Raw genomic sequence first — 13,544 nt, 5'->3', positions numbered from 1 at the left:
CACGCCGCCAGCGTTCGTCCTGAGCCAGGATCAAACTCTCCGTTAAAGTTAAGTTTGAACTGCTCATATCTTTTGACGAGGTATTGCTACCTCATTCACAAACGTTGCTCGTTGTTCAGTTTTCAAAGAACAATCTTCATTTCTTGCTGCTCCGACATTTTTCAACATCTTTCGCAACAGGAACTTCATCTTATCACAGGAGCTAATTTGTTGTCAACACTTTTTTAAAAATCTTTTTTAGAAGATTCGTTTGAAGCGTTGAAGCTCTACTGCGCCGCCGCATCTCGCGACTGGATTTATAATATATCATGGCCTGTCCCATCTTGACAACAGGAAATATCAACCATGATCATTCTGCTTAATGCAGTCTCTCTCATAGTTGATACTCCAGCTTCCTTTGGACTATCCGTTGATCCACGGAATGCTTCTCGAGTTCACGTTAGAACGCTTCTGCGCCGTTTTCTTTTTTTCCGTGCTCTTCTTTTTTGTCGTCCGGGAAGGCGCCCCTTTAATCCTCGCCTGTTGTTCCTTTTTTGTACCTACACTGGATACATGCCCTTCTTTGTCCGTTGTGGATGCCGATTCTCTGTTGAACTCCACTTCATGTTCTGCACGTTTGCCATGACCACCCGCTCCGATTGAAGCGTTACTCCCCAAAGACGAATTGGCGAATCCCGGAATGGATCCGTATAAGTTTGGATTGTAGAAGTGCATACCGTCCGAACCATACCCTGTTGGCTGCTCATAAGAATCGTTTCCTTGTGCACCTGCTGGGGCGGCGTTCATTAATGACTGATTCGCATATGGATGCTTGCCATGCTCTTCTCCACAACCACAAGCATACACAAATGGTTGAGCAATCGGCCCCCATACTGCTGTTGGTACTGCAGCCGGAATTGCAGAAGGAATATATCCCGGAACCGTCGATACTGCACCACCATACACAGGAGGATATGGCGGATAGATAGCAGTTGGTACAGGCGGAAAGCCAGGATTGCAGAAGACTGGTGTCGGTGGGCAGTAACACTCATAAGGAGAAAAAGGTTGATTCGACTCTGTGATCGGCGATACATTCGGCTGTATATTCGATTGTACGTAAGGCTCGATATTCGGTTGAATGTTTGGTTGTACATTTGGATAGATGTTCGGTTGGATGTTCGGTTGTACGTAAGGTTCAATATTCGGTTGGATGTTCGGCTGTACATTTGGATAAATGTTCGGCTGGATGTCCGATTGTACGTAAGGTTCGATATTCGGTTGGATGTTCGGTTGTACATTTGGATAAATGTTCGGTTGGATATCCGATTGTACGTAAGGTTCGATATTCGGTTGGATGTTGGTAGGGTACCAATTACTAGCTATATGATTACAACCACAAGGCTCATACTGTACAGGGGACACATATTGCGGCATAACTGGGACAGGAATTTCGTAGCTTGGCGGGAATGATGGAACTGGGGCGGCATAAGGTTGTTGCATGTTTGGCTGGTTTAGAAAAGATTGATTCCCCATAGATGGGTCAAAGTTTGACGGGTAGTTCATAGGCTGATTGTACCCTACCCATGGATGCGCATGTTGGGTACTTCCATAGTCCACCTTTTCCATTTCATATACAAATTGAGTTGCATGGTGTGGTTTCTTGACCTCTTTCTTGGGCTGTACAATCTCTTGGATAGGTTTTAGCTCATTCACTTGCTTGTTCTCTTCGTTCGGTTGAGGAACTTTGGTTTGCGGCATAACTTCTTTTTTCGGCTCTACAATTTCTACTTTTGGCTTCGTGATTTCAACCTTTGGCTTTTCCACTTCTTCCTTCGGCTTCACGACCTCTTCCTTCGGTTTCGCTACTTCTTCCTTCGGCTTCACGACCTCTTCTTTCGGTTTCATAACTTCTTCTTTCGGCTTCACGACCTCTTCTTTCGGTTTCGTTACTTCTTCTTTCGGCTTCACGACCTCTTCTTTCGGTTTCGTTACTTCAGACTTGGGCTTCGTCATTTCTTCCTTAGAGGATGGCGGCTTATTAACATTAGGGGCCGGAACATTGCCATCTGACTGCATTTTAGGGATGTTTACAACTTGACCGATCACCAGCACATTCGGATTTTTGAGCTGCGGATTCGCATCGATTAAAGTTTGAAGAGGTATTCCCCACGCTTTAGACAATTTCCATAGGGTGTCCCCTTCCTTTACAACGTGCTTGTGAACGATCTCATGTCCACTTGAGGGAACCGGAGTCGACGGGACTTTAATTTTCATGCCAACATCCAGTTCGTTCGGGTTAGCAAGCTGACTGTTCATAGCAATAAGTTCTTCTAAAGTAATTCCGTATTTTTTCGCCAGCGCATATAGCGTGTCGCCTTTCTTGACAATGTGTATTTTCACTTCATGCAACCTCCCACACGTTCGTCATCCTACTCTTACCGGACATAAGCCCGAAATCACCTACTTTATCCTATGCAGCAAATAGGCGTTTGACATCCATGTGTGCAATAAAAACAAAAAAATCCTCCCTTGCTAGGGAGGACAACGATCCGTAATACACGCACAGCACTACAAACCTACTTATATCATTGCAGCTTGCAGCGCTGTGATTTGTCTTTAATATATCTTTTCCCTCAGCCATTTGAATCCGCTAATGAAAACTCATACGAATAGCTTGGATAGGAACCAAGAATGCGCACTTGACAGCCGATCGCTTCAATTTCTTCGATGGCGGCAGGGAGCAGAACGGTATCTAACGCCATTTCTACATCAATGTAAAAGTAATAACTGCCTAATTTCCTCTTGGTTGGACGGGACTCAATGCGAGATAAGTTAATCCGTCTCCAAGCAAATGCAGACAAAACCTGATGAAGCGCCCCCGGGAAATCCTCAGGCAAGGTAACCAAAATGGTCGTCTTATGTGCAGTTGAAGGAGGTAATTCTAACGGCTTCCTACCAATGAGCACAAATCGAGTAAAGTTGTTATTATGATCCGTCACTGTTGGCGCCAATATATCCAATCCATGCGTATGCGCACCTACTGTCGTTCCAATAGCTGCCCAGCCGCGGCCCGGATTCTGTTTCACAATATTGATCGCCTCAGCTGTACTGCTCACATGTTCGAGTTCCGCATGTGGCAAGTACTTGCGAATGTACTGCATGCACTGTGCCATCGCTACAGGATGTGACATTACTTTTTGAATATTGCCCCAATCTCCCTGCAGTTCCTCACGGCGTCCAATCAGGTTCTGAATAGACGGAAAGACCCATTCTGCTTGAAACGGCAAATCCACCTCATGAACAATCCAGTCCATATGTAGGTTGACCGAACCTTCAATTGTATTCTCAATGGGGATGACACTATATTCTGAATCGCCACGCGCAGTCGAAAGAAACACATCCGAAATCAGCTTAAAGTGTACAAATTGATGATCATGTCCTGCTAAATGCAATGCCGCTTCATGCGAAACGGAGCCCTCCGGCAATAATGCAATTCGTGCCATGTACGCTAACTCCTTCGTAGACTATTCAAGCATGCGCGCAGATAAGATTGATTCCATATCGCTCCATGTACCAATACATACTGCACCTTCATGACTCGGCTCCAATTCTTTCACAACAGCATCGATTAGATGCTCGCTAAATGTATCTCGCATAAACGAAATGAGTTCTTGGGTGTCACTGCGCTTGTCAATAAACGCAAGCAGAGTTGGGCCCGCGCCACTGAGCGCGACACCAAGCGCACCGTTCTGCACAGCATGCTCCAAAATATGAGTCATACCTGGAATCATCGGGGCACGGTATGGCTGATGGAGACAATCCTTCATCGCTTCAGACAATAAGTCGTATCTCCCACTGCTCAAAGCAGCTACAAGAAGCGAAGACCGACTGATATTAAATACGGCTTTGGCCATGTCTACTTGGCTGGGCAGCACACCTCGAGCTTGCTTTGTTTCAAGCTGGAACTGAGGGATAGCGACCACAGTGGATAGGTAACTATCCGGCTCAACACGAACATAAGTCGTATGTTCTCCATCCCATGCAGCTGCTACAATCCCTCCTATGAGGGAGGCTCCAACATTGTCAGGATGGCGTTCAATAGCCGTCGCCATGTCGTAGAGACGATCCGCATCGAGCGGCTCACCGATCAGCTGATTCGCCGCTACCAAACCGCCAATAATGGCTGAGGCACTGCTTCCGAGTCCTCTTGTCAACGGGATTTCACTATATACATCCATCTCAATCGGACGACGCTCAATTCCCGCTTCATCAAATACTGATTGTGCAATTCGATAGATAAGATTGCTCTCATCCGTCGGTACCCCCTCAAGATCAGAACCGTGCAATCGAATGATAGCTTGATCCGCCGGTTTCATCGCAACCCACAGATGAAGTTGAAGCGCCATGCCCAATGTATCGAATCCCGGCCCTAAATTCGCAGTGCTCGCCGGTACACGCACGAGCACCCCTTCTTCCCGCCACATTATTGTTCACGCTCCAGCTTCGCAATTGCTTCCATAACAGCTTCTTCTGTATCTTGAACGACGAGCGGTTCCTTCGCTACTGTCTTAATTGCGATATTCGGATCCTTCAGACCGTGTCCAGTAAGCACGCTCACCACAGTCTCTCCGCCCTTGAAGTATCCTTCCTTATGAAGCTTCAGCACACCAGCAAGTGAAGCAGCAGAGCCCGGCTCAGCAAATACCCCTTCCCTCGCAGCCATTAATTGATAAGCTTCAAGGATTTTTTCGTCGGTTACGTAATTAATTTGGCCAGCCGATTGTTCAGCAGCTTCTACTGCCGTCTTCCAACTTGCCGGATTGCCGATTCGGATAGCAGTAGCCACCGTCTCCGGATCCGAAATCGGTTCACCCTTTACAATCGCCATTGCACCTTCTGCTTCAAACCCTACCATTCTCGGCAGGGAGTCTGTCTTGCCGGCAGCATGATATTCCTTGAACCCTTTCCAATAAGCCGAAATATTGCCAGCGTTGCCAACCGGAATTGCAAGCACATCGGGCGCTTTCCCCAATTGATCACACACTTCGAAAGCCGCCGTCTTCTGACCCTCGATTCGATATGGATTTACCGAATTCACGAGTGTAATCGGATGCTTGGCTGTAATCTCTCTCACGATCTCCAACGCACGGTCGAAGTTGCCCTGAATCGCAATAATTTTGGCACCATAGATCATTGCTTGAGCAAGCTTGCCGAGCGCAATATTATTGTTCGGTATGAGAACGATACAATTCAAGCCAGCACGAGCTGCATAAGCTGCAGCCGCAGCAGATGTATTGCCTGTAGAAGCACACATGATTGTACGGCTCCCCTCCTCTACTGCCTTCGCTACTGCCATAACCATGCCGCGATCCTTGAACGATCCAGTAGGGTTCAATCCCTCATATTTGAAATACAAATTCAATCCAAGCTCTTCGGATAGACGATCCGCGCGAATGAGCGGTGTATTCCCCTCATGCAGTGTCAGCTTTGGCGTATTGTCGTTGATAGGCAAATATGATTTGTATGTTTCTAGTAGTCCCATGTATCTCATCGAAATAACCCCTTTTCTGCTGCCTGATTGGTGGATTAGCCTTCTACCCGATATGCACTCTTGATGGATTTAATAACATCCAAGTTTTCAAAATGCTTAAACACTTTCTTCATGTTCGCTTGGCTGGCTTGATGTGTGATAATGATAATTTCAGCATCTGGATGATGCGAATTCGGCTGTTGGACGACGGAATCAAGGCTCACATCGTACTCCGCGAATACTTGCGTAATCTGTGCCAATACCCCCGCCTTATCTTCCACATGAAGAAGAATAAAGTTCTTATATGAAATTTGATCGTCTGTTTTCAATTTCTTTTCCTTATATGGAGTCAGCGCCCGCAATCCGTTCACGCCGAGCTTCATATTTTTGATGACAGCCGCCAAGTCTGCGACAACAGAAGTGGCTGTAGGCATCTCACCAGCACCAGGGCCATAGAACATCGTCTCGCCAACGGCTTCGCCATACACATATACAGCGTTGAAGACGCCATTGACCGAAGCAAGCGGATGAGCATTGCTGACCATCGTAGGCTGCACAACAACACTAATCTGATCATCCTGACGTTCTGCGATACCGAGCAGCTTCATCTCATAACCGAGACGCTTCGCGAACATAATGTCTTCTTTTTTGATTTGTGAAATTCCGCGAACTTCAACATCCTCCAACGCCACGTCCGCGTGGAAGCCAAGTGTTGCTAAGATGGCCATCTTGCGTGCAGCATCAAGCCCTTCTACATCCGAAGTAGGGTCAGCTTCTGCATATCCAAGCTGCTGCGCCTCCCTCAGCACTTCCTCATAGCCCGCGCCTTCCTTGCTCATCTTCGTCAAAATGAAGTTCGTCGTTCCGTTCACAATCCCCATAATCTTCTTAATCCGGTCAGATGAGAAGCTCTCCATCAAGGTGCGGATAATCGGAATGCCTCCAGCTACACTTGCCTCGTACAATACATCGCAATGATTCGCTTTCGCTTTGGCCATAATCTCACGCCCGTGCAGCGCCATTAAGTCTTTGTTCGCCGTAACCACATGTTTGCCGCGCTCCAGCGCATCCATGATATATTGCTTCGTTGGCTCAAGACCACCCATGACTTCAATCACAATATCAATATCCGGGTTGTTAATAATATCTTCTGCATGTTCTGTTAGCTTATGTTCAGGAATGCTAATGCTGCGCTCCTTATGAATGTCATTCACGAGTACCTTCTCAATTACAATCGGCGAGCCCACTTGGCTGGACAAATCCTCTTGATGCCCCTCCACAATACGTACAACACCAGTTCCTACCGTCCCCAATCCTAGCAATCCAACTTTAATCGGCTTCATAAATCAGTTCCTCCCCTTCTCCCAGCAGCTGTCTGTATCTAATGTAGTTATAGAGTAATACCGATGTAATTAAGCAAGTACACTTACCCTTGTCCGATGATCGTCACACGCTTTACCCCAGGGATATCCCGAAGCGCATCCAGCATATTGCCGAATGGCTCTGCGATAAGTGACGTTTCAACCGAGATTACAACATTCGCAATTCCTTGCAGGGGTATCGTCTGATTGATTGTCAATACGTTTCCCTCATAGGAAGCGACAGAACCAAGCACTTTAGATAAAATGCCTGAACGGTGATCCAAATCCATTGAGATCGTTACAATCCGTTCGCGCTCCAATTGATTGAGCGGAAAGATACCGTCTTTATATTTGTAAAAAGCACTGCGGCTCAAATCAACTCGTTCTGCAGCTTCATGAACCGTCTTCACTTCACCTGTCGCGAGCAATTGCTTCGCTCTTACCGTCTTCACTACCGCCTCTGGCAATATGTCTTCTCTCACCAAGTAATATCGCTCTGCCATGATTGAGTCCTCCGTATAAAGACTTTTGTTTATTTATAGAGGACATTATAGCGGATATGTGCGCAAGTTGGCAATAGGCCAATCTATAAATATTTTCTCTAATCCATTTTACAGGCATAAAAAGTTTAATCTATTATACACGATTATCCCTATCGTCTTCCTTGTTTTTATTTAAAAATAATGAAAACCGTTCTGACGAAAAAAAACGAAACCTTCTCTTCCCTTCACAGTAACAGTATAAAATGATTAAATTTGAAACTGCTTCATTTTTCCATAGAGGAGGTAAAGTTATTCATGATGCACACACTGCTTGGTACTACTCAAATACAGGTGTCAAAGCTCGGCCTAGGATGCGCTCCACTATCTGTAGCTGGCAGACCTGACCGAGGGCAAGCGATCGCGACCATCCAAGCTGCCTTCGAAAGCGGAATCACGTTATTTGACACTGCCGATACGTACTGCCTTGATGATCACGATCTCGGCCACAATGAACAATTGCTGCAAGAAGCACTATCTGCCTACTCCACGGAAGAGTACCTAATTATTACAAAAGGGGGGCTAGCTCGTCCGAATGGGTCCTGGATATGCGACGGCCGACCCGATTCTCTTCGCTCTGCATGCGAGCTCAGCTTACATACTCTAAAGCGGGAATGCCATCCTCTATACATTTTGCACGCTCCCGATCCTTCTGTTCCTATTGAAGAATCTGTTGGAGCGTTAAGCCGACTTCAGGAAGAAGGCAAAATTCTCCATATAGGCCTATCTAATGTTACTGTGAGCGAGTGTCAGCGTGTCCAGCAAATCGCACCCATCATTTGTATTCAGAACCGTCTCCATCTTTATGACAGACACTCGAATGACGTGCTTCGATACTGTGATGAGCATAGGATCAGCTTCATTGCGTATAGCCCATTCGGTGGGCCGAGCAATTCCATCCATTTGCAGAACCATCCTGTATTGTCAGAACTGGCACAGAAGTATTCGGCAAGCCCTTATCAGATTGTGATTGCGTGGCTGCTTGCACTATCCCCTAATCTCATTCCCATACCGGCAGCCACCAAGCCTTCTTCTATTCAAGACAGTGTACGGGGAATGGATATTCTGCTGGATGAAGCTGACCTGTTTTGTCTTACGAATATTGATCAGGCCAATACTCCCACTTGATCGAAGCGCCACTTCCATTGACTCAATAAACAAAAAAAGAACGCCCGACCCAAAAGGGTCAGGCGTTCTAATCATTTTCTTATGAACTTCAATAGTAGCTGCTGCCTTCTACGAACTCAAATTCAAAATCAGCAATGCGGACAATCGTCCCATCAACTGCACCACGCTTGCGCAGCGCTTCATCAATTCCCATGTGGCGCAGTGTCCGCGCAAAGCGCAAGATCGCATCATGAGAGTTCATTTGCATGCGCTTCAGCATATTCTCAACAGCTTCGCTCTCAACTACGAACGTATCGTTCTCGCGGCGAATTGTAAATTCTGAATCATGTCTTGTCTTCTCGAAGCGATAGATTTTACGCTCATCAACCTCTGCCACTGCTTCGACTTCAGGAGCATCAGGCAACTGCTCAAGCAACTCCATCGCTCGATAGAGCAGCTCTTGAATACCTTGCCGTGTCAGCGAGGAGATTGGCATAATCTCAATATCGCTTCCCGTCATCTCGCGAACCTTCTCACGGAATACCGCCAAATTCTCTTCTGCCTCAGGCATATCCATCTTATTAGCAGCGATAATTTGCGGCCGCTCGGACAACTTCTCATTGTATAACTTCAATTCCTCGTTAATCTTCACCCAATCATCGAATGGATCTCTACCTTCCATGCCCGCCATATCCACAACATGAACAATGATGCGGGTACGTTCAACGTGACGAAGGAATTCATGACCCAATCCAATACCCGTATGAGCTCCTTCAATCAACCCAGGAAGATCGGCCATAACGAAGCTGCGTCCTTCTCCGACATCCACCATGCCTAAGTTCGGTGTAATCGTCGTAAAATGATAAGCACCAATCTTCGGCTGCGCCGCAGATACAACAGACAGGAGAGTTGACTTGCCGACACTCGGGAATCCGACCAAGCCGACATCAGCCATGACCTTCAATTCAAGGATAACCCAGCGCTCCTGACCTTCTTCTCCATGTTCTGCAAGTTCCGGTGCAGGATTGTTCGCTGTTGCGAAGCGGATGTTCCCTCGTCCTCCACGGCCGCCCTTGGCAATAACAACCTCTTGGCCTTGACGGGTAAGGTCAGCAATAACTTCCTTCGTATCATCATCGATGACTACCGTACCAGGGGGAACGCGGACAATCATATCCTCCGCATTCGCTCCATGCCGGCTCTTATTCCGGCCCTTCTCCCCGCGATCTGCCTTAAAGTGCTTCTGGTAGCGGAAATCGACAAGCGTACGCAATCCTTCATCTACACGGAAAATAACGTCGCCGCCATGTCCTCCGTCACCGCCAGCGGGACCACCCATTGGCACATACTTCTCTCTGCGGTACGAGACGATTCCGTCGCCTCCGTCGCCGCCTTTAACATAAATCCTCGTCTTATCTACAAACATGCTGTCACCTCATTATGCACTGCATGGCACGACTATTTGGTAGGCGTCCTGCCCATCATGATGATTCGCCGACAACTGCTCCAGCCGCACGCCGCGTTCCATCGCAATTCGTCTCAGCTTCTCGGCCACTTCGCCCGGCCGAAGCAGTTTACCCTCTAATTGATATTGAATGTTAAGCTGGCTCGATTCACACCATATCGCAAGCTGCAGCGGGCAATAAGCGTCCCCCTGCTCCTTGGATGCGAAGCGGAATGTGTTAACCGTCTCGATAATCATATTCGTCAAGCGGACAGTGTCCACTTCCAGGTTCAATCGGTCGAGTTCAAGAGGCTCTGGTATCATTACCTTGAGCGGCATCGTACCGCCAGAGGTACGGTGCTGCATCAAAAACATAACGAGTTCCGGAAAACCAAGTTTGGCAATTCGGCTTTCCTCCGCCATTCTTTCTTTTATTGTTTCCACGCAGTCCGGTAATTTATCGTACTTTTTCAAACGAACATATCCATACAGAAGCTGCAAGTCGTTCATCCAATCATGCCGCTGATGATTCATTAAGTGAATTGCCGCTAATTGGGTTTCTTGAAGCATTCGTTCTCTTTGTCGTTGTTGTTGTCGCGAGAATAGCAAAAATGCTCCGCCAATACTGGCAGCCACAACGAATGCGAGTCCAATACGCCACCCGATGTGCATATTCCAACCAATGATAGCTGCTGTCCCAGCTGCAGCGACAGCCCAGCAACAGCCGATCCATAAGCTTGTCCTATTCATCACTTCGCTCCCCGATACTCACACATTTCCAGTTATGTACAAACTCCCCGAATTTCAGTATATCACGCGCCTGAAACCTCGTCCAAACAAAATCATACTAAGAAATAAAGGATTTGCACAAATCATTCCAGTAACAACAGAATTAGAAACAATGTGGACCGCGCTGATGGCGGCATTATGCGGGAAATAATGAGCAGACAAAAAGGAATTGATGTGGCATAGCCCCTTCGAAGCATTTCCTCAGATGAGCGACTATGTTATCTCTCGAACGAACAACAACTTCGGCTTTGCACAGGCTTGGTACAAGCTTGGCATAAGCTCTACATAAGCTGTGCACAGGCTCGACATATCTTGCACTTTGCCAGACAACGCATTGTCGTCTCTTATTCATTAAAAAAACCCCCGGCTCAAGCCGAGGGTTCTTCAGTCGTCTTAGTTCTCCACAGCTGCTGCAACAGGTGCAACTTCAACCGGGTAGACGCTCGCTTTTTTGCGATCGCGGCCCCAACGTTCGAACTTAACAACGCCATCCACTTTCGCGAACAGAGTGTCGTCCTTACCGATGCCCACGTTGTTACCTGGGTGGATTTTCGTACCACGTTGACGCACCAAAATGCTGCCAGCAGAAACTACTTGACCGTCGGAGCGCTTCACACCAAGACGGCGACCGATACTATCACGGCCGTTCTTTGTGGAACCTACCCCTTTTTTGGATGCGAACAACTGAAGGTTCAGTTTCAACATTATAGTCTACCTCCTTGCTCACTTAATTGTCTTCTATTTGAAGATACGAATCGTATGAAGTTTCGATCGTGTGTAAACTGACGATCATCGACTCCAACAGCAATTGAACCTTAGCTTCGATATCCGGCTGATTAATGCGCGGAACACGTCCACTCAAAAATCCATCCTTCATCTTGCATTCCAGCTCAATGCCCGTCAATGCTTCAATGGCGTTCACCGTACCCACCGATACCGAAGAGACTCCCGCACATACGATATCCTCTCCGTGGCGAGCATAATTCGCATGTCCTTCAATGGAGAAGCTCTCAATTGAATGATCCGGCTTGCGCCGTATTGTAATGCGAATCATATGGCACCTTCTTACGCCTGAATGTTCTCAATCGTCACTTTTGTATACGGTTGACGATGACCTTGCTTACGACGGTAGTTCTTTTTCGCTTTGTACTTGTACACGACAATTTTCGCGCCTTTTCCATGCTTTTCAACTTTCGCCGTAACAGTAGCACCGGATACTACCGGAGTACCTGTGACCAAGCCGTTGTCATTGGATACTGCCAATACACGGTCAAATGTCACGCTTTCGCCTTCAGCAGCGTTCAGCTTCTCGATGTACAATACATCACCAGCTTGAACTTTGTACTGCTTGCCACCTGTTTCGATAATTGCGTACATTGTGTTGCACCTCCTCATGTCTCAGACTCGCCTAAATCAGGTGGTGAAGCATCGCTTCACACTTCATACCTGTCTGGAGCGGTTACAGCATGTGCAGCACTAGACTTAACACATACCCGTAGATCTTAGCACACTCTGCAATAAAAATCAACGTATAATTTCCGGTTCCCGTTGAGAAAGCGAGGACAAAACAACTCCGCTTCCCTCGCACTCGGCACAGGGTTGGAACAGTTGATGCATGACCTGCTCACGAACCTTCTTGCGTGTCAGTTCCATTAGACCAAGCTTCGTCCAACCGACAACCAAGCACTTCGTACGATCCTTCCGCATCATCGTTTCCAATCGCTCCACAATACGCACTCGATGTTCTTCCGTATCCATATCGATGAAATCAACAATGATAATGCCGCCGATATCGCGAAGACGAATAAGACGCGCAATCTCTTCGGCCGCCTCCAGATTCGTTAAGAATACGGTCTCCTCCAGATCGCTTGTCCCCGTATATTTTCCCGTGTTCACATCAACAACCGTCAGTGCTTCCGTCTGATCCCATACTAGATATCCTCCGCTCTGCAGCCATGTCTTACGCTGGAAAGCCTTATCTAGCTGATCTTTCACCCGATAACGGGTAAATAGCGGCTCACTGTCTTTGTATACATGAATCCGATTTTCCAATTCAGGGTCAAACGAACGAACAAACGACTGCACCTTTTTCAATTGGCGAACATCATCAATGAGCAGCTGGTCAATCTCGCGTGAGAACGCATCCCGAACAAGCCGCTCCACCATGCTTAGATCACGGTGCAGCAACGCGGGAGCCTGAGCTTCCTTGGCACGATAACCAATCGTCTCCCACAACTCGCGGAGTGACTCAATATCACCCTCAAGCGTCTCCGTCAATTCACCTTGAGCAACGGTTCGAATGATCAGCCCCTCTTCGCCCTGGCGAAGCTGTTCAGCAAGCTGCTTCAATCGATTGCGTTCCGATTCCTGCTCAATCTTCTTAGATACACCGATATAATCGGCATATGGCATAAACACCGAATATCTGCCAGGTAGAGAATAATGCGTGGTTACACGCGCCCCCTTGCCTCCTAGCTGATCTTTCATCACTTGCACGATAAGTTCCTGTCCAACTCGAAGCAGACTCGTTATCGGCGGTTTCTGCTTAGGCTGCTTCTCCAAATGAGGATGTAAACAATCATCGACATATAAAAATGCATTTTTCTTCTGCCCGATGTCCACGAACGCAGCCTGCATTCCAGGAAGCACATTCACTACCCGCCCCTTAAATAAGCTGCCGACCAGCGTTGTGCCAGTTGCACGTTCGACTGCAAATTCGACGAGCCGACCATGTTCAAGCAACGCCATCTGCGTCACTTGTTCCTCACAGTGAACAATCATCTGATTCATGGTAT

Annotated in this window: 13 protein-coding genes and 1 other annotated feature; of the genes, 1 reads left to right on the top strand and 12 read right to left on the bottom strand. The window is 47.3% G+C overall.

All coding sequences use genetic code 11. The features are described from left to right. Positions 1–402: 402 nt before the first annotated feature. The 6 genes from ABN764_RS23715 to ABN764_RS23690 form a co-directional block, all read right to left on the bottom strand. Complete coding sequence (locus ABN764_RS23715) at positions 403–2,379, bottom strand: LysM peptidoglycan-binding domain-containing protein (protein ID WP_446673270.1); 1,977 nt, start codon at positions 2,377–2,379, stop codon at positions 403–405. A gap of 233 nt (positions 2,380–2,612) precedes the next feature. After that, entirely contained in the window at positions 2,613–3,482 is an 870-nt protein-coding gene (pheA, locus tag ABN764_RS23710; RefSeq protein ID WP_174809307.1) for a prephenate dehydratase, read from the bottom strand. A 21-nt stretch (positions 3,483–3,503) separates the two neighbouring features. Further along, the gene (gene thrB, locus ABN764_RS23705) at positions 3,504–4,463 is read right to left on the bottom strand and encodes a homoserine kinase (protein WP_174809308.1); all 960 of its coding nucleotides are present in this window, start codon (positions 4,461–4,463) and stop codon (positions 3,504–3,506) included. Then, positions 4,463–5,530: a threonine synthase gene (thrC, locus tag ABN764_RS23700; RefSeq protein ID WP_446673269.1), complete on the bottom strand. Its 1,068-nt coding sequence runs from the start codon at positions 5,528–5,530 to the stop codon at positions 4,463–4,465. The genes thrB and thrC overlap by 1 nt, the downstream gene beginning before the upstream one ends. Positions 5,531–5,565: 35 nt before the next feature. Next, a complete protein-coding gene (locus ABN764_RS23695; protein WP_142545796.1) occupies positions 5,566–6,852 on the bottom strand; it encodes a homoserine dehydrogenase in 1,287 nt (428 codons plus the stop codon). A gap of 83 nt (positions 6,853–6,935) precedes the next feature. After that, entirely contained in the window at positions 6,936–7,373 is a 438-nt protein-coding gene (locus ABN764_RS23690; RefSeq protein WP_021254232.1) for an ACT domain-containing protein, read from the bottom strand. A 294-nt stretch (positions 7,374–7,667) separates the two neighbouring features. Between ABN764_RS23690 and ABN764_RS23685 the strand changes: the two genes are divergently transcribed. Next, a complete protein-coding gene (locus ABN764_RS23685) occupies positions 7,668–8,537 on the top strand; it encodes an aldo/keto reductase (RefSeq protein WP_446673268.1) in 870 nt (289 codons plus the stop codon). Positions 8,538–8,625: 88 nt separating this feature from the next. On the opposite strand, the gene obgE is transcribed toward ABN764_RS23685, so the two are convergent. From obgE to ABN764_RS23655, 6 genes are all read right to left on the bottom strand, one after another. Then, positions 8,626–9,942 carry a GTPase ObgE gene (gene obgE, locus ABN764_RS23680; RefSeq protein WP_021254230.1) on the bottom strand — a complete coding sequence of 439 codons (1,317 nt, stop codon included), beginning with the start codon at positions 9,940–9,942 and terminating at the stop codon, positions 8,626–8,628. A 12-nt stretch (positions 9,943–9,954) separates the two neighbouring features. Then, positions 9,955–10,710: a Spo0B domain-containing protein gene (locus ABN764_RS23675; RefSeq protein WP_021254229.1), complete on the bottom strand. Its 756-nt coding sequence runs from the start codon at positions 10,708–10,710 to the stop codon at positions 9,955–9,957. A 432-nt stretch (positions 10,711–11,142) separates the two neighbouring features. Beyond that, on the bottom strand, positions 11,143–11,454 hold the full coding sequence (gene rpmA / locus ABN764_RS23670) for a 50S ribosomal protein L27 (protein WP_021254228.1): 312 nt from the start codon (positions 11,452–11,454) through the stop codon (positions 11,143–11,145). A 22-nt stretch (positions 11,455–11,476) separates the two neighbouring features. Then, positions 11,477–11,803 carry a ribosomal-processing cysteine protease Prp gene (locus ABN764_RS23665; protein ID WP_021254227.1) on the bottom strand — a complete coding sequence of 109 codons (327 nt, stop codon included), beginning with the start codon at positions 11,801–11,803 and terminating at the stop codon, positions 11,477–11,479. A gap of 11 nt (positions 11,804–11,814) precedes the next feature. After that, positions 11,815–12,126 (bottom strand): 50S ribosomal protein L21, encoded by a 312-nt coding sequence (gene rplU / locus ABN764_RS23660; RefSeq protein WP_021254226.1) that lies wholly within the window; start codon positions 12,124–12,126, stop codon positions 11,815–11,817. A gap of 13 nt (positions 12,127–12,139) precedes the next feature. Further along, positions 12,140–12,220 (bottom strand) — a sequence feature (ribosomal protein L21 leader region). Positions 12,221–12,273: 53 nt separating this feature from the next. Then, a complete protein-coding gene (locus ABN764_RS23655; RefSeq protein ID WP_021254225.1) occupies positions 12,274–13,539 on the bottom strand; it encodes an Rne/Rng family ribonuclease in 1,266 nt (421 codons plus the stop codon). Between the last annotated feature and the right edge of the window lie 5 nt (positions 13,540–13,544).

The organism is Paenibacillus wuxiensis (assembly GCF_040195695.1).
In the GTDB taxonomy this organism is placed as follows: Bacteria; Bacillota; Bacilli; order Paenibacillales; family Paenibacillaceae; genus Paenibacillus_B; species Paenibacillus_B suaedae.
This window is presented reverse-complemented; position numbering and strand designations above follow the sequence as displayed.